This is a genomic window from Shouchella oshimensis, assembly GCF_002019765.1.
Classification (GTDB): domain Bacteria; phylum Bacillota; class Bacilli; order Bacillales; family Bacillaceae_D; genus Shouchella; species Shouchella oshimensis.
In genome coordinates this window covers 3,588,565-3,612,732 of record NZ_KV917380.1, presented here as the reverse complement: position 1 = coordinate 3,612,732, position 24,168 = coordinate 3,588,565, and the positions used below count along the sequence as shown (strand labels likewise).

Below are 24,168 nucleotides of genomic sequence, written 5' to 3'. Positions count from 1 at the left end.
TTTTTTTAGTATAAAAGAAAACAAATTTGACGGGATTTTCTGTTTATAGCTGTTTTTGCGCAAATTTCACCAAATACAGAATTTTACCTACTGATTATTGTAACAATTATGAATATAGTCATATTATAAAGGGGAGCTTATCATGAAAAGTTTTGAAATTGGTCAAGCTATTAGAGAATTTAGGCGAAGGTATGGAATAACTCAAGGTGATTTGGCTGCAGGTATATGTGACCAAGGATTAATAAGTCGAATTGAAAAGGGGAATGTTATTCCTTCATCTTACTTGCTTGTTCAATTTGCCGATCGAATGGGAATCAGTGTTGAGGATATAATAAACCATTCAAAATTTGATAATGTAGAATATGTCAATGAAGTAATTCATCAAGTAGATTTAATGCTTAAAGAAAAGAATTACATAGAGCTTAATGATTTCTGTAAATTAGAGCAAAATAACCCTTTATTTAACGATGATCAAGGTAATCGGTACTTTTTATGGTTGGAAGCCACCTGTCTTTACTACATTGAAGGTGACGCTAAGGGGTCAATTCAAATGTTAACACATGCACTCCAATCAAAAGAAACATCAAAAAAATCAAATTCAAAGTTAGATTTTTCTATAAAGAATAGCCTATGTGTTATTTATGGAGAAACGGAGCAATATGACTTAGCATACAATGGATATAAAAGTCTAATCGAAGATCTTAGAATTAACGTCAATGTAGATTTTAAAAGTAAGATAAAGATTCACTACAATTTCACTAAAATTCTTCTTCATCTTGAACTCTATAATGAATGCTTAACTTATTGTGACGCAGCTGTAAAAATGATTAGAGCACAAGACTCAATGTTCCTTTTAGGGAATTTCTATTATCAATCTGGCTACACCCACTGGAAACTAAGTCATATTGAGGAAGCTATACAAGCAATAGATAAAGCAGAAGTGATTTTTACAATTGAAGGCAAGCAAAACGTTATAGAAACAATAACTAAAAGAAAAAAGGAAATATTAAGTGCTAATAAATGAATATCTTCATAATTATAACAGACTGAACACGGTTCCTTTGAGGATTTCGTGTTTTTTTGCTGTATTTGGCCTCTAAGACCAAATTCATGTTTTTTACGACCTTTATATAATCAGAGTGTACAAAAAACAAATTACGGAGGAATACAAATGGAAATCAAACCAAACAGTAAAACAGCACAAAAAATTAGCGATCTTGATCCGACATCTTTAGGTGTTGGCGCTAGCTCAGGTCCGGTATTAGCCAGCGGTGGCGGCGGCGGTGGTGGCGGTGGCGGTTGTTGTTGCTGCTGTTGCTGCTGCTGCTCAGGGGCAGGAGATGTAGAAAAAGAGGAACGGTATTCAAAACTATTTGGTGAATAATATGAAAACTGAAGAGCACTATTTCACATTGAAATAGTGCTCTTCTTTAAAAAAAGAGGTGCTGATATGTACAAAGTGAACCCATATCTAATCAATGATGTAAAACAAGCGAGTGTCATTCAAACAGGGAGATCAACAGTAGTTATTAATGATCAAGAATTAAAGCAATATCTTAAGGACTTGGAAAGCAATAGAATTGTGTCAGTATCATCGAAAGATTTGGCTAATCAATTTCCAAATAAGGGTGAAGAAGTGAGTCGATTTTTGTTACAGAATAGGATATTCTCTTCTTATGAAAAACCAACAATAGATTATGAAAATATTTTTTTATTTTCTAATAACGATAAAATGACAGAAACCTTTAATTATCTTGTAGAAGACCTATTTGATTCAAATCGATTTTTTCTAAAATCATCGCTAAAAGAGACACATGAAGTAGGAGATGGTGATTTAGTTTTTATCTTTTTGAATCCATTTATCTTAGAAGAGTTTCTTGAAGTTGTTAATGATATTAAACAAAAATCGGCAATTATTAAGGTGATGTTTTATTACAACCACAGCATTTATGTGTCTCATTATAGTAAAGACAAGTGGAAGAACCCTTGTCCAAAATGCTTTTATTATAGTTTAGAAACCCAACTCCGAGGTGAAGTTACCGGGAGTGGACCAAATTTCCAAACCATAATCGACTTAATTTATCGTAGAGTCTCGCATTTTAATGTTGAATCAAAGCTCAGTGCAAATGATCTGTTACCCGCTATCGAAAGCATTGTAAGAGATTTCAAATTTGAACAAGATGTTGATCATTTTATTAATAAAGCATATGAGTTTTCTATTGAACAAGGGACAAAGCAAGAAGATTTAACTTATCACTGGGAAATGTGTGATTGCTATGAGTAGTAACTATTGGGATGAAGCAAAAAGTATGTTACTTGATGATAAAGCACTAAACGATGTGTTGAAATTTCATCAAAATACAACGCGCATTACAGACATTAACAGTGTATTAGGTAAAGATGAAATTAGAAGCACTTGGATTGAAGAAAAAAGAGGAAGAGTGATACATGCAGACACTTTCTTAAAACGTTATTCTTTTGATGAATTGCATGAGAGTTTGTGGCATATTACTAATGTTTTAAAACACTATATAGATACTGACTCATTAAATTTCACGCTTCCAGTATTAGGTGTATTCAAAGATCAATTTGAACTTGAAACAGGTTTTTACACATTTGATTTTGAAAACAGATATCTAGTGAAATATCAGGAAATTGACGATTCAGTTGAATTACTTCAACCTATTCGGCGAGAATTTCATTTGTCTCTTAGTTTTTTTCTTAGCATAGAAGAAGCGGTTTTTATTTTAGGTAGACAAGGTTATAGAGATGGATTGGTTCAAATAGGGGAATGGTTTGGAAAAGTGACGAGTCATTTGACGCTTGTGCATTGGTTGAGAACTATATTTATTCCTGACCAGCCATGGACCTACGTATTAGGACTAAACCTTCGAAAACAATTCCACATTAAGACCATCTTCATTGGTGAGAAAAAATGATATTTACCGGTAAAAAAAATTATGGGACAGTCGTGAATGACTTTCTAGTAAATCCATATATATCATACACCAATTTAGGCAGCGTTCAAACAGTCGAAGGGAATACGCCATCAGCAAGTACAGGAATAGACAAGAAAAAGCACATATCTTTAATTAAGGCATATCAAGAGCATCTTGAAAGGCGAAGAATGGGCTTCGCAAACTTAAACAACATTAAAGTAAAGGCATATAATCATGTTAGGCAAAGCGAAATTGAAAGATTTTCAACAGATTTTGGTTACGGTAAAAGCAATTTCTATGGCCACAGTGACACGACCGGAAGTGCATCAGGGTTATGTTCTGTAGATATTAAGAAAAAAGCATTAACTGAGCTATTAGAGAAAAATGAAATGTATTTGTTTTGGTATAAGAAATTAGGGTTTAAGGTCATGATCAATAACGATTTACATAGACTGATCAACTCATTTGCTTTTTATAGCGAGAGAATTGAAATGTTTTTCTCCAAAAACATTACCAATTGTGTAACCGTATTTGTTATTCTAATTGCTAATAATAGAATTCAAGCATCCGGGGTTGCTTTAGATTCAGATTTCTATACTGCTTTCCGTACAGCGTTGGCTGAAGCATATACTATTGAATGGCAAATCCGAAATAACCCTTTGTCGCATTTAAATAATTATAGTGATAAATTTCATGAGGGTGTAGTAAAATATGTCGACTATCTATCAGAGAGCTTAAGTTTAGAAAAGCCGCTAGAGGTTTCTAATAATCCAGATATTGAAGTTGATTCTTGGATTACATCAATTGATTACCATGTATTACCTGGTGCTGATGATAATTTGACAATTAAGTGTGCTTCGAAAAATCTATATAATTGTTTACCACAGAAGAAGTACATCCTAAGTGGATTTAATCGAGCAATTAACCAAATTTATAACATTAAAAAGCAAGATATTAGGAACACACCAGAATGTATCTTGTTATAGAGAGGTGGGCTCATTATTAGAAATCATGGATTTTTAATGAATCGAATTACACTGGCGTTAAATCGTGATCACTTTCAATCTCATCACAGTAATATATTTATACTAAAAAACGAGAAAGTGGACGTAAAGTCTTATGAATGTGTTTTACCGTACGCAATTAACAACATCGTGAGTACATTAGGGGAATTTTTTGAACGGGAAGTCCTTGTTAATTCGAATTCAATTAGTACAAAGGATTTAAATGCAGTTTCCCTAATAGATGGAAGAGTGCATCAGGTGCCATCAGGGCAAGTCGTATTTGAAGATCAATTCGTAGATTCTTGTGGAATGTCTTCACATTATCAATCAAGCTACACTATAAAAAGTTCGTTTCTAGAGTTTTTAGAAAGGCAATCTTTACTCTTTAATTATCTTTCTCAATCGTTGGGGACACAACTAATAATTAAGACGAAATCTCCTGTTTTTGAAAATTATCAGAAATACCTGTTTAATTATATTGATGAGTTGAAATTTTTCAATATTTCTATGGTTGACGATGTTTATGTGATACTTGCAATTGGTTATGGTAATAAGAATAAGGTAGTTGGTATGGGTACAGGATCAAATGTCATAAAGGCTGCGGTTAAAGCTTTGCAAGAAATGTTACAATATTTCGCCGTTGAATTCTCAAAGTATACAAATAAAGAATCGTCTGAACAGCTCCCAAAAGATAAATACCATGCAGATTTTGATTCATTGACTCCTGAGGAATTGAAAAAGCTGTATAGTTATCTTGAAGGCTCTCCAGTAAGTATTATCAGAGATGAAGTAGATGAAACGAAGGAAGAGATTGTTAATATACAAGATTTATCGAATCAACTAAATAGACAATACGGAATAAACCCACTAATTGTTGCTATTCCATCAAAACGAATGAATGAACATTTAAAAGTCACGAAAGTTCTAGATTTAAATTGGTTTCCCCATATGAACCCATCAAAATACAAAGAAGATATTTATCTTTATATAGAGAACGCAACAAACTGTTCACTTAACCGAGAGCTTAATTTTATACCGTTTCCTTAGAGGAGGAGCTAATTATGAATGTCGTTCGAGCTTACTACGTATTAAATATGAAGATGATTTTAAAAGAGAAATTGCCGTTTATATGGTCTACGTTGCTTCCAATTATTTTCTTAATTGCAAACGGTCAAGCTGTCACTGACGTAATGCATTTAAATTTCTTTTGGTCGTTTATAATCATGTCATCCTATGTGTTTGGAGTTGGGCTTCATGCTGTAAGACTTCGAGAACAGGGATTATTGAAAACATACTTTTCAATCAATCAATCTAGAACACAATTTTTTGTAGCTAACATCTTAACTCAAATTACTTTTGCATTTTTCAGCGTTTTGACTCTAAACCTTGTAGCAACTGTAATCTATAAGCTTAATTTCTTTTTGTCCATGTTCTACTCAATGATTCTAATAGTAATGGCTTTACCTATTGCGTTTTTGTCAATTAACCTTACGATGATTAAGAAGAGTACTTTTAACACGGTCAATACGGTTGTTACAATTATATTTTTCATTTCACTTATGCTAATTAATATGACGGGAGTATTCAATTATCTTAATCCACTACTATACACGTCAAAATTATTGGCAATTGGAACACACATTGACATTTTAATCTACGTATTTTCTTCAATAGTTTTTATTTTAAGTGGACTCTTTTGTATTAAAAAATACGAAGTTAATTCTATAATGAGAAGGTGATTGTATGATTAAGGTAGAGAATTTTAAGTATAGAAATATTATTGATGACACAAATATTGTAATTAATCCTGGTTTAAACTTTTTATACGGTCCAAACGGGACGGGAAAATCAACCTTTTTAGATTGTATTGCTAACATTCTAAATAACTATGATGGAAATATTACGGGGAATGAAAATATTGTTTACCTAAACCAAAGTTTATATTTCTCGATGAGACTAAAAGTAAAAGACTTTGTTCAATTTGTTTTTACGTTAGATAATATAACGCCGTACAAGAAACAATTTTTCAGGAAAGCTAGTTTTTATAATTTGGAAAGTTTTTTTGAGAATATATGGAATAAAGAGGTTGCAGTTCTATCAGGTGGAGAGCGTAGGAAACTTTTCTTTATAACTATTTCGTTCTTGGATCGAGAATGGTACGTGTTTGATGAACCATTTGCTGGTGTAGATGAGGAAGGTAAGAAGCAAATGCTATCAATTTTTAATCATCTATTAAGCCAAGATAGAAGTATCATATTTACATCACATGAAATCTTAGGATTTAGTGAACAACATCATGTTAATATTTATGAGTTTTCAAATAAATCTATTATAAAGTCAAATGAAAAAAAGTTTATTAAAACAACAGCACTTACCTGAGTATTAAAGTGTTGCTGTTTTAATCGTACATTGTTTAGGCAGATCGACAAAGCCGCCTTAATGAGAGCGTGTATTAAGTCATGAAGATTGGCTTCGAAAATTGCAGTACCATGAAAAGAAAAGAAAAAGTGCAACTGTAAACAAAGCGGGTCGTTATCAACCATGGAGGAGCGAGGTGTAGTAAAGAAGCTATTAGAAATAAGTACTTCTCATAGCCGTTTCTAACTTTAATTTTTAAAGTTTACTTGTAATGCTTTGACGCTAAGACAAGTGACGAAAAAGATAAAACCAATTCACAAAAAAGTAATCATTTGAAAATAACCGTACCGTCCAAAATGGTAAGACTCCCCTTGAAGAGTTCTAGTTAGTCGATTTATGACCAAAGTAATATTTTAATTACTTACTTGTAACTCGCCCTTTAGATGTTGATTTTCTAATAAGATGAAGTGTCTTTTATATTCTTTCGCTAACCGGGCATTATGCAGTACATTATTTCTTTCGTAACTATTTAATTTTCACTATTATTTTCCCTTTAGCTCTCCCAGACTCAGCGTATTCCATCGCTTGTTGAGCATCTTCAAAAGGGAAAACGCGATCAATTATAGGTTTGATTAAACCAGTCTCAATATAATTAGTGATTATACGTAATTGTTCTCCGCTTGGCTTCATAAATAGAAACGTATATTGAGCATGGCACCAGTAGCCGGATCTTCCTTAAAACCGGCTCTATTTGGAAATTGCCTTGCCGAAACCGTGTTAAGTTGTTCTTCATTAATTGCAAATGGATAAAAGCCTGTAGTTCGATAAACATCACAAACCTCCCATAAGTAATCAAAATTCGGCTGAAGTTTGTTTAGGGTATCTATACTCTTTAATGGAACTACTAGTTTTGCTCTTGAAGTAGAAACGGATTGTACTGGCCACTTTCTTTCAATATCTGATTCTAGAATATTCAAAGCCTTAGCAATTTCCTTTTTCAATGGGTTATTAACAATGTATTCAGGTGGAAATTGTTCAACCAAAATATCAATTTCCATGTCCTCGTTTTGTTGAAAATAAGCTTTTACAATTCCTAAAGGTGTCTCTAAGTGAATTGGTGAACTACTATAACCTTTCTCCTTAACTAATACTGTTATAGAAGCAATTGTTGCATGAACGCACATCTCCATTTCATGATTCGGTACAAAATAACGTAATTTCACATCTGCTTCATGCAGAGAAGGCTTTAATATAAAAACCGTTTCTTCCATAAAGCTTTCTGCTACTTTCCGCATCTCCTCATCTGATAAATTATCACCCTCAAATACAACAGGACAAGGATTTCCACCAGTAGAAGATACAGGAAATACTTTAGTATGAAAAATTGACAATAAATTAGATGACATTTCACTTCCTCCTTTTTTCATCTTAAATATACATCCTTACTTGCTATTGTGTACAATTAAGAAAAACAATGTCAGCAATAAACAAAATTAATATCAATCACGAAGGTGGAGAAATTATTGGATTATCATGATTTTAAAATTTTTTGGATGGTATCACAACATAATAGTATTTCAAAAGCTGCTTTTATCCTTAAATATTCACAATCTAGCGTCTCGATTAGAATTAAACAATTAGAAAAGGAATTAAACTGTCAATTATTATTAAGGAATAATAGAGGAATTTCCCTAACTTCGGCAGGGAGAACCTTACGTTGAACCATACGAGAGAAAAGATATGGTTCGTATTCACACCCTTAATAAGGTTGATAAATTTATTAAAACATCTTTTATTTATAAAGATGGACTAATCATGGAGTCTATGCTTGAACTACTAATGGAATCTATCAAAAAAAATAAAAAGATTCTACATAAATTAATTTAGAATCATTATGATACCATCCGTTAAATTGGATCAATTGGCTCTCTAATCTTTTATCTTATGAGAAATAAAAAACCTGAGAATGTTGTTCAGAATGGGTAAATATAGATGGGTTAGAAAAAATGAAGATATTCGCAGATTTCTTGAAGAAGTCATAAAGAGTTAAGGATTTGTGAACTGTATGGTCAGGTATTTTGTTTAGAAAGGGGTCTATGCCATTAAAATTGCAGGATAGTTTTTTTACTACCTAAACCATATTATTTTACACCATGCAAGATCAAAAATTGTATGAGTCGTGATTTCCTTGATTTATTGACAGAAAATATGACAAGTCATAAACTAAAAGCAAAATAAACTTGGTTAAATTTAGTAAAAGTCTGAAAGTAACGATGATTCATACAAGTCTTATAGATAACTTCAAATTATATTGAACTAGCTCCTTCACTTTAGCTCATAGGCTCAATGATGGCCATATTGTTAATCTATTGCGCACTGTCGTTTTTCTTTTAAAAGTTAAAGAGGCTGTGGGTCAGTTTATGCGTGGTGTTAGCTACTGGATCTTGGGCATGTGAAAGCTATAGGTAGATTTGTTCAAGCTATATGCACTAACGACCCCTTTTGATTAGCACTACTAAAGATCTACAAATTAGAACGAGATAAAGTGAAAAGATAAAGCAAGATTGAAGGTGACTTCGTTCGGGCTTTTTAAGAATATTAAAAAGCTATGAGGGATAGAAACTCCTCATAGCTATGCTAACCTTTAAAGTATTTTCGTAAAGCTTTGGTACTCAAAGAAAGGAGGTAGAGACTAAAACCAAAGCCCAACAGATGTGATGACTTGCGACATCACCGTACCGAAATCAAAAATGGTAACCTAATTTCTTTATAGAATAATACACTATTTAAATCCTCTTTCCTTCAATTCTCTGAAATTGCTTAGTTTGAAGATGATACACATAGAAAGTATCTTGTGTTAGAATATCCTTCCCTTTAGTATGCGGTAAAGACATTACCTGGATATCTTCTCGAATGGAGTACTGGAAAACCATCTTCTTTGGTAATCTATACTGATCTTCTTCAGGAATAATTTCAATTTCAAAGTAATAACCAGCCTTCTCTATCTTCCGAATATAAATAGGAATTGTTAAAAAATAGATTATAAGAAATAACAATTGAATCGTGATTATGGGTAGTTGTTCTATAGTGTACAATTCTTTTTGAACATGTATAGCATTTATGCAATAGTTTAATGCTAATAATGACAATAAACCTATCGCAGCCACAGATTTACAGAGATTTTTCCTGACAACTACTTTTTCTCTAAAAATAAGTACGAAATAATGACCTAATATGAAAAGAAATGCACCTAAAAATGGGAAAATAGCTAGTAAACCAATAAACCCTAAAAAATCATCCCCTATGTATTCTGCTGTTTGAAAAGAGAAATATAAAAATACTAAAAAAATAAATGAAGATATGATAATTACAATACTGAAATTATGGCTAACTTTTTTATGTCTTGGTTCATAAAGCAGCTGTAACGGTGTTGTGTTCCACATCTTAATGATCCATCCCACAACCGAAATTACCGCAATAATAATCGTCAACCATGGAATAAAATTAGGTAGTTGATCTAGTGATAAGTAATTCATTGTACCTCCAAATTAATATATTCAGGACGTAATATTAATCGACACATAACGAATTGGATTGTAGTTGAAGAGAGGACATAGGTAAATTAATTGGGTAACACCAAAATTTTTTGAACTAACCGGATGGACTTAGGTATATCTTCTATAGGGGTAATTTAGAAAGGAGGATGCTTGATGTTATTAACGGTTCCTTTAGGAATTGGTTTAGCTATCGGTCTAATTGTTTTCTTAATAACCGTTTTGTTAGGGAGAGGTAAACAAAGTAAGAAAATAGTCTATGTACCGTCAATAATAGCTATTAGTAGTTCATTAGGGTTATTTGCTTATGGTTTTGTAGTTGCTCGAGGTTTTGAAGGAGCAGCTTATTTGTTTTTATCAATAACGATCATTATTAGTGCTACATTTATTTTGTTTTACAGTAAGAGAAAATTGCAAAAATAAATAAGAGCTAAGATTATGTTTTATTAAAAGGGCTACTTTAATTTGGAAATGAGTTAGCAACAAAAAAGCGATGAGGAAGAGGCACTCCTCATCGCTATGCTAACCTTTAAAGTATTTTCGTAAAGCTTTGGCGCTAAGAAAAAGTAAGTAGAAGACAAAACCAAGACCCGCAAAAGCGATCACTTGCAACAATACCGTACCGAAATCGAAAATGATAAGCACCTTCTTGAATCGTTCTAGTTAGTCAATCTACGATGAAAGGAAAGAGGTGGTTTCATTAATGGGCACGTAAACGTTCGGGCGGTTGATATCTAAAGAAATGATCACTAGCAAAACGAATATATTCCCAGCTTAAAAGAGGCTAATGGGATTGCGAATTTTTTGGAAGTTTGAAATAATTGATAGGAAGCTAAAAGCAAAATAATGATTCCAATAAGGAGGATGTTTATGCGTCCACGCCCTTTGTTTATTGAAAATCCAGAGCATGATCGGTATGTGAGCCTTGTTCCTGATGGCGATATTAAAGACATACTTACTAATCAACGAAATGAGAATATTCCCTTCCTAAGCAGCGTGTCAGAGGAGTTAGCAAAAAAAGCATATGCTCCAGGAAAATGGACTTTAAAAGAAGTAATTGGACATATGACCGATTCGGAGCGTGTGATGGCGTATCGAATGCTTGCCATTGCGCGAAATGAAAGTGAACCACTCCCAGCAATGGACCAAGATCAATATGTTTCTGCAGCACACTTTAACAAACAGTCGTGGGAACAGTTACTAATTGGTTTAGACGCGGTACGCGCCAACACGTTAAGCCTCATCTCAACCATTGATGATGAGGCGTGGGTTCGTTGTGGGACTGTAATGAACAGTTCGGTATCGGTAGGCGCCATTGCATATGGCATTGCCGGGCACGAATTACACCATATGAAAGTAATTAGAGCTAAATACGTATAAGACTGTTTCTAACGGAAAAAATCATGGTGTAAGATTTTGACTAAATCTCAATGTATGAAGTCATTGAAATTGTTTAAGAGTGGCAAGTAAGCGTATGATCACTACGTTTTTTCTGTTTAAATTTTATAATGTCCCAATTTCCATATAATTCCTCATCACTGAATGTCATTCTCACGTCATAGGTATCATGATTGTCACAAGCAACTAAATCAACTTTGAATTGATGTCCTTCTAAAGTTTTCTTAAAAGAATGACCATGTACGCAACTGAAACTCATTGGATTATCAAATTTCATTTTGAGTTCGTTGGAAATAGTTACGAACAGTATCGATTCAATAATCTGATCTTGTTGACTTTGGGAATTCGATTCGACTTGAGCCTGTATTGGTGTCGTGAAAAGGAAGGTTGCAACCAATAGTATGAGTATAGGTACTTTCATTCATTCAGCTCCTTAAACAGCATTGTCGTTATTATGTACTAAAAGAAGAATGTAACTCAATTTTCACTGCTAGTATTTCCATTCGAAAATGTTAAAAACCGTTGTTTTTTTTCATATATCTTCTCTATAGACCGTATTACTTTAAAAAGGAGAGGATTTGAATGACTGACATGCAAGCTGAAAATGAGCATACGGGGGTAGAACTAAAAAAGGTTATACGCACTACCATCCAAACAGGGGATACACCGTTTTTAAAAACCGATGGGAAGAAAATGCGGAATGAGTTTGGTACTGGTGATGAAGTCATTTTACGTGGAACAAATGCTGGTGGTTGGCTGGTTATGGAGAACTGGATGTCACCAACAAACGCACCTGATCAAAAAACCGCAATGGGTACCCTCGCTTCACGCTTTGGTGAAGAAACAGCTTGGGAGCTCTTAAACCTTTTTCAAGATACGTACTGGCAAGAAAGTGATTTTGATCGCGTTAAAGCGGAGGGGATGAATGTCATCCGGCTTCCCTTCACTTATTTTGAAATGTTGAACGATGATGGGAGCCTAAAAGCAACTGCTTTTGAACGAATGGATTGGTTTATAAATGAAGCGGAAAAACGAGCATTGTATATTATTTTGGATATGCATGGCGCGCCTGGCTCCCAAAATGGAAAGGACCATTCTGGCGACACACGGTTCCCTGACGTAGGGAATTTATATGGGAACGCTGAGAATATGGATCGGACTGTCTTTTTATGGGAACGTATTGCAGAACGATATAAAGACCATCCATGGATTGCTGGGTACGATTTACTGAACGAGCCTGGCGGTGCAAGTGGAACGGAACAGTTTGACTTTTATGATCGCCTTTATCGAGCAGTTCGCAGAAAAGATCCAGATCACATCATTATTATAGAAGCGATTTGGGACCCGATGGACCTTCCGCACCCTGACTTGTACGGTTGGCAAAATGTTGTCTATTCGTATCACTTTTATGGATGGGACGACATTAACAACCTCGACTATCAGAAACAATTTGTGGATTCAAAAGTGACGATGGTCAATGAATGGACCAATTACCCTGTCCCTCTTTTGGTTGGAGAATTTACATTGTTTAGCAATCTACAGAGTTGGGATTACGCGTTACGGGTGTATGATGAACAACGATGGAGTTATACAACTTGGACATATAAGGTAACCGGTCAAGGAAGTAGCTGGGGCATGTACACAGGCAATCCGCTGGAAGTTGATATTTACGCCGACAGTGAAGCAGACATTAGAAGAAAATGGGCAACATCAGCAACGGAAACCAGTTTCACACGCAATGATCCTATTGTAGATGTTATTCAAAACTATACAAAACGCCCATAGCGTGTAAAAAGAGCAGTCGCCTAGGCAACTGCTCTTTTTAGTAGTCCTTATGAAGCTTATTCAATTCACGTATCTACGCTAGCGGTTTTTTTTAAGCCAGTCACTTAAATACATTCGTTCAGTCAGTTCCCTTTTGTTATCAAGTTTACAAATCAATTCTAAACTGTTGCCGTCAGGGTCATTAAAATGAATTTTTGCATGTGCATATCCTTTTTGGGGCATGACAAATGGCTCGATTGGTTCAAATCCAAAGGCTTCTCTTGGTTTGTAACCGCGAGTATGCAGCCAATCAACTGAATGCATTAGGTCGTCTAACGATACTTGGAATGCTATGTGTCGGATAGAAGGATGATACTCATAATGAACTTCTTTTGTTTGCCATAAACCTAACCAACTTTCATTCTTTACAATCCATAAAAAAGCTAGTTTATCTTCAACAGTATGATCCAGTTCAAGTCCTAAACCTACATAAAATTCAATTGATTTCTTGATGTTACTTACAGGTAGGTGTGCTTCATATAAACCTTTAATCATTCTAGAACCTCCGATTAGTTGTGTTGTAGATGTCTAATAAAACTATAATGGAAATGCCAGTTGATCACTTCAAACATAAGACACACACAGTCTACAACTTTAGTCGTAGAGTACAACACGATCAACAAAACAAAAAGTAAGTAAAAGAAAAAATAGATCATATAGAGTGAAGAGGTTTGAGAGAATTTAAAAGAATGATTTAGTTTTAAGAAGAGATTGACGCGAAATAGTGTCAATCTTTTTTATATTTAAGGTGGGAACTGGACATTCATCATAAGTATAGAAGATAAATCCCAAACCAATTTACTAACATAAGCATTGCTATTTGGCGAAATTAATGAGGTCAAACAGGAGGGTCACCAACAATCCTATGCTCATGGGATCAAGCAATCTGAAGGGTTATGGCATTCTACGCTTTTTAAGGAAGAAAAATCCTGCTTATGAGAGGTTTAAACCTCCAGATGAACGGTAAAAGATGCATATGAATGAAACGGAGGAGAATGACATATGGATCACATTAACGAATTACTGACTCAAAAAATAGGACTTGGTACAGCACCCCTAGGCAATATGTTCCGGGAAGTGCCAGAAGAAGAAGCCCAAGCGACAATTGAAGCAGCCTGGAAAGCAGGCATTCGTTATTATGACACCGCACCATTTTACGGGGCAGGTCTGGCCGAGCTTCGGTTAGGGAAGTTTCTCTCCAAGCAAAACCGAGATGACTATGTTCTAAGCACAAAGATCGGTCGCGTCATAGAAGATGAAACAGAGGAAAAAGAAGGTCTCTTTACGAATGGTCGAACGAACAAAATCACAACCGACTATTCGGCAGAGGCTACGCATACTTCCATTGATCAAAGCTTGGAAAGACTGCAAACAAATCGTTTGGATTATGTTTTCGTGCACGATTTGTCACCTGATTTTCTCGGGGACGAATGGATTGCCAAATTTGAAGAAGCACGAACAGGTGCATTCCTTGTTCTTGACGACTTAAAGAAACAAGGTGTCATAAAAGGTTGGGGTCTCGGTGTAAACACAACCATCCCAATTGAGCTTGCTCTTCAACTTGAACAAGTGCATCCAACTATTAGTCTACAAGCAACCCAATATACCCTTCTCGATCATGAAGACACATTGCGCCGAATGATGCCTGAAGTCGAGCAATCAAATTCAGCTATTGTGGTAGGTGCACCGTATAGCTCGGGCGCCCTTCTTGGTGGAGATCACTATAACTACGGGGAGATCCCAGGAGACGTTCAAATAAAAATAAACAAACTAACAGAAGTAGCAAAGTCTCACGGCGTCAGCCTAAAAGCAGCAGCGCTCCAGTTCTCATCAGCGCATCCAGCTGTCGCTGCGGTTATTCCGGGATCAACGCGACCTGATCGCATTAAGGAAGACCTCGACGCGTTACAAGAGACGATCCCAGAAGCATTCTGGCAGGAGTTAATTGAAAAACAACTCATTTCAGCGGTTGCACCATTGCCGTTGTAAAGGAAAAAGACATTCAGCACACGCTGGATGTCTTTTTATCTGTGAAAAGAACGAGTCAAAACAAAATATGAGGTAGGTGGACTGTATCGAACAAATAGAAGTTATTTAGAATGGATTGATATTGATTGGTGCAGTTATTATGTGGGCTGTTTATTTCCGTTTGTGAATAATGAGTGAGAGAGGGGAGATGCATTGGGGGATTAAATGTATTATTTTAACAAAAAATACGCGATTGGATTTCAAAATTCGTAGATTCTTCAATTTATTTATGTTACTCTTTAGATGAAAGTGAATATTATTAATTTTTTATACAATAGAATAACTATTACTAGGGGTGCTTTTGTGTTAAAAGCTGAGAAAAGGCTAAAAGTCTTTAACTCTTTGAACCTGATCTGGTTTATACCAGCGGAGGGAAGTGTTGAGCATCAAAATTTTTTGAATGCTATTATTTGTTAACAAAAAACCACTTCCAAATCTGGAAGTGGTTTTTCATTTTATAGGAGGAGTGATAAGGAATGAGTCAAGGTGAAAAATGTAACCAATGGAAAAATGAATGGGACTCCCCTCCCTTCGTTCTGTATCGATCAATAAAACCAGCACAAGAGTAAATCGTGAGGTTTTTTAGCTGTTCAAAGGAGAGGATCGTATGATTGTTGATGAATTTGATGTATTTTTCTTTGATTTAGATGGAGTGATATATATAGGGTCCGAACCACTTCCAGAAGCAGTAGAAACACTGGAACGTCTTCGGCAGGATCGAAAGATGATTCGTTTTCTAACAAATGATCCCTGTACAACACGAAAAAAAACAGTAAGTCGGTTAAATCGTTTAGGAATAGAGGCAAGTGTCGAAGAAGTGATTACATCAGGTTGGGCGACTGCGCAATATTTACAGAAAGAAAAGATTAGAACGGCACTTGTTTTAGGCGATGAACATTTAAAATGGGAGTGTCAACAGGTTGGTATTACGATTGACGTCCAAGATACCGTTGATGCCGTTGTTGTCGGGTGGGATGGTGATGTGTCTTTTCATGACATCCAATTAGCAGCGCGGTGCATTCATAAAGGTGCAACATTTGTTGCGACCAATCCAGATAGAACCTATCCGACTCCGGAAGGTCCGTTACCTGCAGTTGGAGCTATGGTAGAAGCCATTCGCGTATCAACAGAGAAGAGGCCTATCATTGTAGGGAAACCATACCCTTATATGTTTGAAAAAGCGATGGCCGATTTCTCTTCATCCGATAGAATAGTAATGGTTGGTGATAATCCATATACTGACGTGTTAGGAGCACATCAGTCAGGAATACCAACCATTTTAATTTCAGATCAAGAGACAACTAAATTTCCGTCTGCTAGAGATTTTCGAAATCCTGATGTGACGATACCGAATTTAAAAAGTTTATTTGATCGTAAGATTGAAATAAAGCATTGGATTTCTCCTTCCTTTTCTTGGCCAGATCATATAAAAGCGGGAGTAGCGGGCATTATTTTTGATAAGAAGCAGCGCGTTCTCCTCATGAAGCGTGCCGATAACGGTTTATGGGGGATTCCTTCAGGTCATGTCGAACCAGGAGAAACTGTCGAAGAGGCGATCATTAGAGAAATTAGGGAAGAAACAGGTTTACAAGTTAAAGTGAATCGATTAATTGGTGTTTATTCTGACCCAGCTTCACAAATCTTTGAATACCCCAACGGAAAGGTGAGTCACTTTATTACAAATTGTTTTGAATGTGAAGTTGTGGGAGGGAATTTAATTAAGGAAAATGAAGAAACATTAGATGTGCGTTACTTTGATTGCAATCAGTTACCTGATGATCTTTTGCTGATGCATCCAAGGTGGCTTGAAGATGCATTAGAAAAAAGACAGCTGTCCTATATACGTTAAGAAACGCAAAGCTTTGGATGCCAGAAATCGTACTGGGTAGCGAAAGAGTATCTTAAGGTAAATTAAGTGAACTAAGTAGGGATATCTTTCATTATCAAACAAAAGTGGTCGTTCTTTAGACAAGCATAATGGCTCATTCTTATGAAGTACCTTTTGGGAAAATACAGTCTTGAAAAAACACGCCATCAACAGGCGTGTTTTCTCAATAATTTAACGTCTTCTCGTCCATTTAAAAGCAGTGTAGGACTGGTCCGCTGAACAACAAACAAGTTAAGCTACTCTTAAGGCGTCTGGCTTGCTCCATACTCAAAATCGTCCATCAGCATGCGCAATGCAGCTTCAGTCGCGTCGGCAATTAGCGCATCATCGGACTCAGCATCTGCTTGTTCCTTGCTTGATAACACAGCGATTACAATTGGATCTTCATCTGGTGGCCAAATAATGCCGATGTCGTTTCGTGTTCCGTAGGAAGCAGAGCCGGTTTTATCGCCGACAAGCCAACCTTCAGGAACACCGGAACGGATGAGTGCGTCGCCTGTGGTGTTATGGATCAGCCAGTCGTTTAACAGCGTTTGTTTTTCTTCGTCAAGTGCATCTCCAAGTGAAAAGGCATAGAGGCTTTCCGCAAGAGCCTTAGCTGTGCTTGTATCGCGTGTTTCTCCAGGTTTAACATCATTTAGTTCCGTCTCCATTCGTTCTGGTTCCGTCACTTCATCTCCGATTTCTCGGAGTGCCTCTTTAAACCCTGATGGACCGCCAATTTCATTGAAAATAAGATTAGCCGCTGTATTGTCGCTGTAGCGAATCGAGGCATCGCTTATTTCGTGTAGACTCATACCCGTCTCCACATGTTGCTCGGTAATCGGACTATATGTAACAAGGTCAGCTTCGGAAAACAGAATCTGTGTGTCTAACTCATCAAGGGAAAGCTGCTGTAACAGCACGCCAACCGCCAACGCTTTGTGGGTCGAAGCATAGGCAAAGCGTTCATCCTCGTTGTATGCGATGGTCTGTCCATTACCCGTATCAAGTGCATACACGCCTAAGCGTGCATCATAGTGGTCTTCAAGCACGGAAAATATTGCTGCACTGTTCTCATCATCTGGTTGCTGTTGCTCGGTTGTCTCAGGTGTTCCGCAGGCAGCTAATACGGTTAATGTAAAAATGGCTCCATATCTCTTCAATGTCAATCAACCTTTCGTTATTAAGATTACAACTGTAGTCAATATTACAAATGTAATCTAATTCTGTCAAACGATTTTTATTCGTGTTATGATAAACGAAAAACGAAACAAGTGGAGGAGCGTATAACGAATGCTTGTGACACTTCTAGTGCTAACGTTGCTCATTAGCGCACTTTTTCTCGTTCGTCAGGGTATGAAACTAGTGCGACTACCGGCCATTTGGTTGGATCGTTTCTGGTCTCTTCTCTTTGTAGTACTTTTGCTCCCATTTCTCCCCCTTCAAGCCGTTCCGTTTTTTGCTGGAGAGACGAGGGGAGTAGAGCAACGTCCTCAACTTCCTGGAGGAGCGCAACTGACAGAAGCAACAAACATGACGATTTCTGACTTTAGCGTGTCTGTTACTAGGTTTGATTTAGGCTGGCTTGAGTCTGGTTTATTCGTGGTTTGGCTTGGAGGAATCGGATTTGGGTTGTGTCTTATTTTCCAATCCCTCTTTAAGCTAAAAACAATAATTGCTAGGGCGAGAGCTGTAAAGGACTCTCGGTTAACGATCGCTTATGACGCCTGTGTTAAGGAGCTAGGGCTTAAAAAGAAACCACGCCTATTGGAGTCAGACTCAATCGAGTCACCCGTAACATGCGGAATTCTCCGTCCTTATCTCCTTGTTCCGGAAGATTTGTATAATCTTTTTTCTACCGATGAGATTCGTTACATGTTCCTGCATGAACTAAAGCATCATCAGCTGCACCATCCTCGGATAAATGCGACCGCGCTCTTATTTCAAATCGTTTATTGGTTTCACCCGCTCGTCTGGCTCGCACGAAAAAAGATGGTAATGGACCGAGAGCTTGCCTGTGACGCAGCTGTTATTGAAACAATCGGCATGCGCGAGCGCAAAGCCTACGGGAGGACGCTGCTTCAGTTCATTGAGAAAAAACAATCCCATTCGTCGCTTGAACTCGGTGTTGGTGGGACGAAGAAACAGATTGAGACACGCATTTATTCTCTTATTCACTACCGCAGTTCTTCTAAAAAAGATACGGTCAAAGGCAGTCTTATTTACACGCTCGTAGTGTTGTTCATTGTCCTGCAGACGCCATGGCTTGCTTTAGGAGCGGCAGAGGAGCAAAGGTATTCATTTGATCAGTCAAATGCCAGCTATGATGAGCTGTCTTCCTTTTTTGCTGATCATGATGGAAGCTTTGTGCTCTACAGCGCTAAAGAGAATCATTATTTCATTCATAATCGAGCCGGAAGTGAGCAACGCTATTCACCGAACTCCACGTTTAAAATTTATAGTGCCTTGATCGGGCTTGAAGAAGGTATTGTTCAGCCAGATACCGTCCTCGCTTGGGACGGGACAGCACACGATTACCCTGAATGGAACCAGCAACAAACCCTCAATAGCGCGATGCAGTATTCGGTTAACTGGTATTTCGAAAAAATAGAAGCAGACATGTCACTTAACCAGATGATGACTTATATCAACGAGTTGAATTACGGCAACAAATCGATTGAGGGACCGACGCCAGTTTGGCTCGAATCTTCGCTAACCATTTCTCCAGTTGAGCAAGTTGATTTGCTACATCGGTTGTATAGCAACGAACTTCCGTTTCAAGCGAAATCAGTCACGGCGGTTAAAGACGCGCTCTTGCTTGAGCAAACGGGTGAAACCGCATTTTATGGCAAAACAGGGACTGGTGTGGTGAATGAACGGGCTGTGAACGGTTGGTTTGTGGGTTTTGTGGAAACGACAGACGATACGCTGTTTTTTGCCACGCATCTAGCTGGTGATGAAGAGGCCACGGGACAAAGTGCGGCTGATATAACCCGAGCCATTTTAGTAGATAAAGGAATTCTAACAGGGGGATTGGAGTAAATGAGTAAAACCATGCCGAGCATTTCAGATGCAGAGTGGGAAGTGATGAAGGTACTCTGGAAAAATCCGCCGAAAAGTGCACGTCAAGTCGTGACAGAGCTCAAGGCGCTCGTTGACTGGAAGCCCAAAACAATCCGCACGCATCTTGACCGTTTAACCAAAAAAGAGATTATCAAAGTGAATCGGGATGAGCGGATTTACACGTTTACGCCACTCTTTTCAGAAGATGAGTGTAAGCGGGCAGAAACCAATTCGTTTATTAAACGTGTTCATGACGGCACAACAAAGTCGATGATGCTACAATTCATTGAAGACGAAACCCTCACAAAAGAAGATCTACAGGAGCTTCGGTCCTTGCTTGATGAAAAGCTAGATTAAAGAAAGAGCTGCAAAGGCAGAAGCATCTGCCTTTGCTTTTACCAATGGAGGATAGCACTAATCCATCCGCGTCAATTTTATAGCGTAAAGACGGTAAAGTGTATTGAATACGGAAAAAAACCAACCAATCGGTTGGTATCAATCGTACTCATTTATTTCTCTAAAAATTTCTTACCTCTGTTTTTGTCAACGGCTAAACGCAATAAAACGAAAAGGACACCAACACCAATCCCAATAACGGTATAAGCCATAACGTTTCCAACTGTATACTCATCAGAAACTAGAAAACCAACACCGGTAAATACAATAGCAAATGCAACAAGCAATACGGTGATTTTCACACCAGCGTTCATCTGGAACACCCTTCCATTTGTGACCTTATACGATGGATTCCCAATAGTCGCAAAATAAAACATGAGGCAGAAGGTAACACTCGATACCTAGATAAGGCTTTAAAAGTACGCTCAATAAATCGTGGTGCTGGTCGAACGAACGTTTCTAGTGTCACCCGTTCATAACAAAAAGGATTAAACGAAGTTGAGGGCATTTAATTGATGTTGATGGAGATTTTGGTCCTGCAACTAAAACACCAGCAACAGAGTTAAAAGAAAAGTAGGGATTACTTTAATTAGATTTGGTTGTTTTTAATGTTATTCTTAGCACTGATCCTTTTTAGAAAGGAGGTTAGTTGTGAGAATACTTAGTAGAGTTTTAATCATTCTTCTAGTCGTATTTAGTATAATGACAGCCCTCACCTTTTTTACAAACCTTTTTCCTTTTAACGTACCAATGCCTGCATTCTTTTTTGTTATTGCTAGCATCTTAGCTTTAGTAGCATTTACACAAGAGACAAGAAAAGAAAGAAAACATTTCTTAGTAGGCGCTAGCGTATTTTTTTTATTTGCTATTTCAGGGAGCATATTGTTTTTTCAATAGAAGTAAGAAATATATATAGTGCATGAATTATTGAATATAAAACCTCACCGTTTATACAGTTAGGTTTTTTAATGAATAAATTAAATTCATTTAGATCTAGTGGTGGTGTGAAACTATCATTCACGATATAGTTAATAGTGTAGTAGGCTTGTGATCCTTTCTCCTATTTTAATAGGAGGGAGGTGTTTAATTATTCCTTTACCCACACGTTAACAGCGAATGGAACGGCAAAAAGAAAAACAAAAAAGCCGTCGGAAACTAGCCATTTCCGCAGCTTTAAGTGGACTTCTTTATCTTGCTTTAGAAGAGTCGATAAAGAAGTTTGTTGAATATCTATTTAGTTCCGTAACAGGTTCTAATCGGTGTTTAATTATTCCTATGCCATTAGAATATCATAGTTTGCCTATTATATCAAACAGGTAAGATGTAATTAAATGAGGTGAAAAAACGTAAATTTGTAATCAAAAATAGGGTAAGGCTCCATAACATTCAAAAAAGCTATTATTATAAATTACCAACTTTAATTGATTCTTCCACTTCTACTTCACAATCATACCTTATCTCTCCCACAGACCCTACTTCTTCAACACTCACCCTTCCTAAAATGTTGCCGTCCTTCGTGTTTAGCGTAACCTCAATCCCTAACTGATCTTCATCAACAAAATAAAAGCCTGGGCTGTCTGTTTTTTCACCATATAATTCGGCTACCATTTGATTATTGCAATTTGGCCCCTTGTATTCATATTCCTTTGGTACAAAGCGTTCATTGATTTCGTTTAAAGCTTCTTCAAGTGATTCGAGAGATGTAATTTCACCACGTATAGTTCTCGCTCTGTATTCCTCATCATAATCTGCAAATGCAACATGCAAATTATTGCTTGAAAAATATGCAGTTGGGTAACTTTGTGATTCATTCAATTCATATTCACCATATAAATCTTCAAAATCATCCAAGGAATCTCCTATTTTTGCTGAATCGTTAAAGATACACCCACTAAGAGTTATCATTAAAACAATCAGATAACCAACAAGATGAATTCTGATAATAAAACCTCCCCATTTTTTATTCTTTGAATAACTCAATCGAACAAGCGCTCATCCCAATGTAAGGACGCATCGTTTTTCTTTAACATGTATAGACTAACATAACCTTCTGTCATCCAACTTGAGGTATCTTCTACCGTTCGCTGCACTTGTTGAATTGGTACATGTAATTCCATAACGGAATAATTGACAGAAAAATGTCGAAACCAGTGAGGGCTGACACTGCCTTATTTTCTTCCAATATCATTTACTAATATACTGAACGCCAACGATCGTTCTTTTGTGTGTAAATGTACAGTGGTGAGAACCGATAAACAGGGTAGAGGATACGAAGAAAGGACTGCACCCGACATGCCAAATGAACGAACAGCGATGATGTATTTTCCAGATTCGACCCACGCTTCTTCTTTAAAAGTGGTACAGGAGCCAACAAGCCAAATTCGCGGCTTTTATTTCAAAAAGAGCCTTTTAGCAGAAGTAGAGAAACTTGAGCACGCCAACAACTATGCCGTTTATTTTCTTATCTCGGATGTCGAAGAACCAAGTATCTACATTGGTCAGTCGATACATGGCATCAAACGATTAAAAGAACACTTAAAGCAAAAAGACTTTTGGCAGTTCGGCATTTTATTTGTAACCGACAACAATAGCTTCGATAAACAACTGATTGATTTTCTTGAATATGAATTTATCCAGCGCTTTAACGCTTCGACTTATATTGTAGAGAACCGGGACATGCGCATCAATAAACCGAACGTCAATTGGTACATGGCAGCAGCAATGAACACATTTGCTGGGCAAATTACCTTCTTGCTAGAAGCATTAGGCGTGACAATAAAACAAGCAAAGCAAGCAGAGTCGTATGAAGGAGAACGAACCTATTACCCAGCCGAAAAAAACCATCCTGCCACCATCTATCTTCACGATGGACAATTTGTGATTACAAAGGGCTCTACCGTCCTATTTCCACAAGAAAAATTGAAACACTATAAAGACGAAGGAAAACTCTATCAGAAATTAAAAGCAAAAATAAACCAACTAATTCAAGCAAACCAAGCTGAGCCCATCGATGACAAATCCGCTCGCCTAACAGAAGACATCGTGTGTCCAAGTCCAAGCTATGCGGCAGACTTATGTAGCGGTGCGTCAAAAAATGGGTGGGAATATTGGCAAGGATTAAAGGAAGAGCGGGAAAGGTTAGGGTGAACACCTCTATTCGAGCTCTTCCCGATCATTAAGTCCGTCGATGAAATTTAGCTTACTATATTTTTTAGCAAGTATTGAGCGGAGGGGTTTTAATAATTCTTGTTAAAAATTGGACCAAATTTACCGATATCTTTAAATGTAGATATAGCATATGTACTTCTCTCTTAATCAAGAAATTAATAAAATATACGATCTAAATGAAGGTTCAAGGAGCTGTTCCGATCTACTAATTGTTTTAAATAATTGAGTAGCGAGATCTCGTGCAATTGAGTTAGAAATTGCTCTAGGTCTTCTTCTTCAAACAATTCTCCTGGACGAATTTTCATAAGCACAACAATAGATGACGGATGAATTTCATATGTATGATTATCTTTATATTTTTTTATATCAGCTAGTAGCAGTAAACAATCTGTCTTATCCACATACCAAACTACTCGTTCATTTTCCTGTATCCACCCTCTGTGAGTGTAAACTATTGTTTCAGATCTATCTGAATAATCTTCAATAATCGTAACGGACTTAAAAGGCATAGTCTAACTCCTTTCATAATAACTTAACGATTTGAGTTAATAATAACTTATTGAGTT

General features: G+C 36.7%; 26 protein-coding genes, 1 pseudogene and 1 riboswitch. Of the genes and pseudogenes, 18 read left to right on the top strand and 9 right to left on the bottom strand.

Going from position 1 to position 24,168, the window contains the following annotated elements; all coding sequences use genetic code 11:
• The first annotated feature begins 142 nt into the window (after positions 1 to 142).
• The 8 genes from BK583_RS18095 to BK583_RS18060 all read left to right on the top strand — a co-directional run bounded on the left by BK583_RS18095 (position 143) and on the right by BK583_RS18060 (position 6,322).
• Positions 143 to 1,024: a helix-turn-helix domain-containing protein gene (locus BK583_RS18095; RefSeq protein WP_055735733.1), complete on the top strand. Its 882-nt coding sequence runs from the start codon at positions 143 to 145 to the stop codon at positions 1,022 to 1,024.
• A gap of 147 nt (positions 1,025 to 1,171) precedes the next feature.
• Complete coding sequence (locus BK583_RS18090) at positions 1,172 to 1,384, top strand: hypothetical protein (protein ID WP_055735734.1); 213 nt, start codon at positions 1,172 to 1,174, stop codon at positions 1,382 to 1,384.
• Positions 1,385 to 1,450: 66 nt separating this feature from the next.
• Positions 1,451 to 2,284, top strand: coding sequence for an McbB family protein (locus BK583_RS18085; RefSeq protein ID WP_055735735.1), 834 nt, complete (start codon positions 1,451 to 1,453; stop codon positions 2,282 to 2,284).
• Positions 2,277 to 2,939 (top strand): hypothetical protein, encoded by a 663-nt coding sequence (locus tag BK583_RS18080; RefSeq protein WP_055735736.1) that lies wholly within the window; start codon positions 2,277 to 2,279, stop codon positions 2,937 to 2,939. The genes BK583_RS18085 and BK583_RS18080 overlap by 8 nt, the downstream gene beginning before the upstream one ends.
• Positions 2,936 to 3,925, top strand: a complete 990-nt coding sequence (locus BK583_RS18075; protein WP_055735737.1) for a hypothetical protein — start codon at positions 2,936 to 2,938, stop codon at positions 3,923 to 3,925. Before BK583_RS18080 ends, BK583_RS18075 begins: the two co-directional genes overlap by 4 nt.
• Before the next feature lie 36 nt (positions 3,926 to 3,961).
• Complete coding sequence (locus tag BK583_RS18070) at positions 3,962 to 4,990, top strand: YcaO-like family protein (RefSeq protein ID WP_055735738.1); 1,029 nt, start codon at positions 3,962 to 3,964, stop codon at positions 4,988 to 4,990.
• 14 nt (positions 4,991 to 5,004) lie between these two features.
• The gene (locus BK583_RS18065; protein WP_055735739.1) at positions 5,005 to 5,682 is read left to right on the top strand and encodes a hypothetical protein; all 678 of its coding nucleotides are present in this window, start codon (positions 5,005 to 5,007) and stop codon (positions 5,680 to 5,682) included.
• Positions 5,683 to 5,686: 4 nt separating this feature from the next.
• Positions 5,687 to 6,322 (top strand): ATP-binding cassette domain-containing protein, encoded by a 636-nt coding sequence (locus tag BK583_RS18060; RefSeq protein ID WP_055735740.1) that lies wholly within the window; start codon positions 5,687 to 5,689, stop codon positions 6,320 to 6,322.
• A gap of 504 nt (positions 6,323 to 6,826) precedes the next feature.
• On the opposite strand, the pseudogene BK583_RS18055 reads toward BK583_RS18060, so the two are convergent.
• Both BK583_RS18055 and BK583_RS18050 read right to left on the bottom strand, forming a co-directional pair.
• Positions 6,827 to 7,015 (bottom strand): annotated as a pseudogene (locus BK583_RS18055) (zinc-binding dehydrogenase); the annotation flags it as partial.
• Positions 6,988 to 7,707, bottom strand: a complete 720-nt coding sequence (locus BK583_RS18050) for a PhzF family phenazine biosynthesis protein (RefSeq protein WP_055735741.1) — start codon at positions 7,705 to 7,707, stop codon at positions 6,988 to 6,990. The gene BK583_RS18050 and the pseudogene BK583_RS18055, both read right to left, overlap by 28 nt.
• 105 nt (positions 7,708 to 7,812) lie before the next feature.
• On the opposite strand from BK583_RS18050, the gene BK583_RS18045 reads away from it, so the two are divergent.
• On the top strand, positions 7,813 to 8,022 hold the full coding sequence (locus BK583_RS18045; RefSeq protein WP_269083164.1) for a LysR family transcriptional regulator: 210 nt from the start codon (positions 7,813 to 7,815) through the stop codon (positions 8,020 to 8,022).
• A gap of 1,065 nt (positions 8,023 to 9,087) precedes the next feature.
• Here the strand turns inward: BK583_RS18045 and BK583_RS18040 are convergent.
• Positions 9,088 to 9,837, bottom strand: coding sequence for a hypothetical protein (locus tag BK583_RS18040; protein WP_078440249.1), 750 nt, complete (start codon positions 9,835 to 9,837; stop codon positions 9,088 to 9,090).
• Between the two features lie 174 nt (positions 9,838 to 10,011).
• On the opposite strand from BK583_RS18040, the gene BK583_RS18035 reads away from it, so the two are divergent.
• Positions 10,012 to 10,278, top strand: coding sequence for a YesK family protein (locus BK583_RS18035; RefSeq protein ID WP_055735744.1), 267 nt, complete (start codon positions 10,012 to 10,014; stop codon positions 10,276 to 10,278).
• A 447-nt stretch (positions 10,279 to 10,725) separates the two neighbouring features.
• The gene (locus BK583_RS18030) at positions 10,726 to 11,235 is read left to right on the top strand and encodes a DinB family protein (protein ID WP_055735745.1); all 510 of its coding nucleotides are present in this window, start codon (positions 10,726 to 10,728) and stop codon (positions 11,233 to 11,235) included.
• Positions 11,236 to 11,308: 73 nt separating this feature from the next.
• Here the strand turns inward: BK583_RS18030 and BK583_RS18025 are convergent, their stop codons facing one another.
• The gene (locus BK583_RS18025; RefSeq protein WP_055735746.1) at positions 11,309 to 11,674 is read right to left on the bottom strand and encodes a hypothetical protein; all 366 of its coding nucleotides are present in this window, start codon (positions 11,672 to 11,674) and stop codon (positions 11,309 to 11,311) included.
• A 161-nt stretch (positions 11,675 to 11,835) separates the two neighbouring features.
• Between BK583_RS18025 and BK583_RS18020 the strand changes: the two genes are divergently transcribed.
• Positions 11,836 to 13,038, top strand: coding sequence for a glycoside hydrolase family 5 protein (locus BK583_RS18020; protein ID WP_055735747.1), 1,203 nt, complete (start codon positions 11,836 to 11,838; stop codon positions 13,036 to 13,038).
• Between the two features lie 78 nt (positions 13,039 to 13,116).
• Here BK583_RS18020 and BK583_RS18015 read toward each other — a convergent pair whose 3' ends face one another.
• On the bottom strand, positions 13,117 to 13,572 hold the full coding sequence (locus BK583_RS18015) for a VOC family protein (protein WP_055735748.1): 456 nt from the start codon (positions 13,570 to 13,572) through the stop codon (positions 13,117 to 13,119).
• A 507-nt stretch (positions 13,573 to 14,079) separates the two neighbouring features.
• Between BK583_RS18015 and BK583_RS18010 the strand changes: the two genes are divergently transcribed.
• Positions 14,080 to 15,066 carry an aldo/keto reductase gene (locus BK583_RS18010; RefSeq protein WP_055735749.1) on the top strand — a complete coding sequence of 329 codons (987 nt, stop codon included), beginning with the start codon at positions 14,080 to 14,082 and terminating at the stop codon, positions 15,064 to 15,066.
• A gap of 320 nt (positions 15,067 to 15,386) precedes the next feature.
• Positions 15,387 to 15,497, top strand: a riboswitch (TPP riboswitch).
• Positions 15,498 to 15,712: 215 nt separating this feature from the next.
• The gene (locus BK583_RS18005) at positions 15,713 to 16,954 is read left to right on the top strand and encodes an HAD-IIA family hydrolase (protein ID WP_055735750.1); all 1,242 of its coding nucleotides are present in this window, start codon (positions 15,713 to 15,715) and stop codon (positions 16,952 to 16,954) included.
• A 281-nt stretch (positions 16,955 to 17,235) separates the two neighbouring features.
• Here the strand turns inward: BK583_RS18005 and bla are convergent, their stop codons facing one another.
• Positions 17,236 to 18,144 carry a class A beta-lactamase gene (gene bla, locus BK583_RS18000; protein WP_055735751.1) on the bottom strand — a complete coding sequence of 303 codons (909 nt, stop codon included), beginning with the start codon at positions 18,142 to 18,144 and terminating at the stop codon, positions 17,236 to 17,238.
• Positions 18,145 to 18,268: 124 nt separating this feature from the next.
• Between bla and BK583_RS17995 the strand changes: the two genes are divergently transcribed.
• On the top strand, positions 18,269 to 20,017 hold the full coding sequence (locus tag BK583_RS17995) for a BlaR1 family beta-lactam sensor/signal transducer (protein ID WP_055735752.1): 1,749 nt from the start codon (positions 18,269 to 18,271) through the stop codon (positions 20,015 to 20,017).
• The gene (blaI, locus tag BK583_RS17990; RefSeq protein ID WP_055735753.1) at positions 20,018 to 20,395 is read left to right on the top strand and encodes a penicillinase repressor BlaI; all 378 of its coding nucleotides are present in this window, start codon (positions 20,018 to 20,020) and stop codon (positions 20,393 to 20,395) included.
• Positions 20,396 to 20,547: 152 nt separating this feature from the next.
• Here the strand turns inward: blaI and BK583_RS17985 are convergent, their stop codons facing one another.
• Positions 20,548 to 20,748, bottom strand: coding sequence for a hypothetical protein (locus BK583_RS17985; protein WP_055735754.1), 201 nt, complete (start codon positions 20,746 to 20,748; stop codon positions 20,548 to 20,550).
• A 337-nt stretch (positions 20,749 to 21,085) separates the two neighbouring features.
• Between BK583_RS17985 and BK583_RS17980 the strand changes: the two genes are divergently transcribed.
• Positions 21,086 to 21,331, top strand: coding sequence for a hypothetical protein (locus tag BK583_RS17980; RefSeq protein WP_055735755.1), 246 nt, complete (start codon positions 21,086 to 21,088; stop codon positions 21,329 to 21,331).
• A 504-nt stretch (positions 21,332 to 21,835) separates the two neighbouring features.
• Here BK583_RS17980 and BK583_RS17975 read toward each other — a convergent pair.
• The gene (locus tag BK583_RS17975; RefSeq protein WP_139366210.1) at positions 21,836 to 22,414 is read right to left on the bottom strand and encodes a hypothetical protein; all 579 of its coding nucleotides are present in this window, start codon (positions 22,412 to 22,414) and stop codon (positions 21,836 to 21,838) included.
• Positions 22,415 to 22,726: 312 nt separating this feature from the next.
• On the opposite strand from BK583_RS17975, the gene BK583_RS20530 reads away from it, so the two are divergent.
• Complete coding sequence (locus BK583_RS20530; protein WP_055735757.1) at positions 22,727 to 23,581, top strand: GIY-YIG nuclease family protein; 855 nt, start codon at positions 22,727 to 22,729, stop codon at positions 23,579 to 23,581.
• A gap of 176 nt (positions 23,582 to 23,757) precedes the next feature.
• Here the strand turns inward: BK583_RS20530 and BK583_RS17965 are convergent, their stop codons facing one another.
• Positions 23,758 to 24,111, bottom strand: a complete 354-nt coding sequence (locus BK583_RS17965; RefSeq protein WP_055735758.1) for a hypothetical protein — start codon at positions 24,109 to 24,111, stop codon at positions 23,758 to 23,760.
• Positions 24,112 to 24,168: the final 57 nt, after the last annotated feature.

Excerpts from the sequence above, each read along its gene's own strand:
- BK583_RS18095 (WP_055735733.1), top strand. The coding sequence starts at position 143 with ATGAAAAGTTTTGAAATTGGTCAAGCTATTAGAGAATTTAGGCGAAGG.
- BK583_RS18090 (WP_055735734.1), top strand. The coding sequence starts at position 1,172 with ATGGAAATCAAACCAAACAGTAAAACAGCACAAAAAATTAGCGATCTT.
- BK583_RS18085 (WP_055735735.1), top strand. The coding sequence starts at position 1,451 with ATGTACAAAGTGAACCCATATCTAATCAATGATGTAAAACAAGCGAGT.
- BK583_RS18080 (WP_055735736.1), top strand. The coding sequence starts at position 2,277 with ATGAGTAGTAACTATTGGGATGAAGCAAAAAGTATGTTACTTGATGAT.
- BK583_RS18075 (WP_055735737.1), top strand. The coding sequence starts at position 2,936 with ATGATATTTACCGGTAAAAAAAATTATGGGACAGTCGTGAATGACTTT.
- BK583_RS18070 (WP_055735738.1), top strand. The coding sequence starts at position 3,962 with ATGAATCGAATTACACTGGCGTTAAATCGTGATCACTTTCAATCTCAT.
- BK583_RS18065 (WP_055735739.1), top strand. The coding sequence starts at position 5,005 with ATGAATGTCGTTCGAGCTTACTACGTATTAAATATGAAGATGATTTTA.
- BK583_RS18060 (WP_055735740.1), top strand. The coding sequence starts at position 5,687 with ATGATTAAGGTAGAGAATTTTAAGTATAGAAATATTATTGATGACACA.
- BK583_RS18050 (WP_055735741.1), bottom strand. The coding sequence starts at position 7,707 with ATGTCATCTAATTTATTGTCAATTTTTCATACTAAAGTATTTCCTGTA.
- BK583_RS18040 (WP_078440249.1), bottom strand. The coding sequence starts at position 9,837 with ATGAATTACTTATCACTAGATCAACTACCTAATTTTATTCCATGGTTG.
- BK583_RS18035 (WP_055735744.1), top strand. The coding sequence starts at position 10,012 with ATGTTATTAACGGTTCCTTTAGGAATTGGTTTAGCTATCGGTCTAATT.
- BK583_RS18030 (WP_055735745.1), top strand. The coding sequence starts at position 10,726 with ATGCGTCCACGCCCTTTGTTTATTGAAAATCCAGAGCATGATCGGTAT.
- BK583_RS18025 (WP_055735746.1), bottom strand. The coding sequence starts at position 11,674 with ATGAAAGTACCTATACTCATACTATTGGTTGCAACCTTCCTTTTCACG.
- BK583_RS18020 (WP_055735747.1), top strand. The coding sequence starts at position 11,836 with ATGACTGACATGCAAGCTGAAAATGAGCATACGGGGGTAGAACTAAAA.
- BK583_RS18015 (WP_055735748.1), bottom strand. The coding sequence starts at position 13,572 with ATGATTAAAGGTTTATATGAAGCACACCTACCTGTAAGTAACATCAAG.
- BK583_RS18010 (WP_055735749.1), top strand. The coding sequence starts at position 14,080 with ATGGATCACATTAACGAATTACTGACTCAAAAAATAGGACTTGGTACA.
- BK583_RS18005 (WP_055735750.1), top strand. The coding sequence starts at position 15,713 with ATGATTGTTGATGAATTTGATGTATTTTTCTTTGATTTAGATGGAGTG.
- BK583_RS17995 (WP_055735752.1), top strand. The coding sequence starts at position 18,269 with ATGCTTGTGACACTTCTAGTGCTAACGTTGCTCATTAGCGCACTTTTT.
- blaI (WP_055735753.1), top strand. The coding sequence starts at position 20,018 with ATGAGTAAAACCATGCCGAGCATTTCAGATGCAGAGTGGGAAGTGATG.
- BK583_RS17985 (WP_055735754.1), bottom strand. The coding sequence starts at position 20,748 with ATGAACGCTGGTGTGAAAATCACCGTATTGCTTGTTGCATTTGCTATT.
- BK583_RS20530 (WP_055735757.1), top strand. The coding sequence starts at position 22,727 with ATGCCAAATGAACGAACAGCGATGATGTATTTTCCAGATTCGACCCAC.
- BK583_RS17965 (WP_055735758.1), bottom strand. The coding sequence starts at position 24,111 with ATGCCTTTTAAGTCCGTTACGATTATTGAAGATTATTCAGATAGATCT.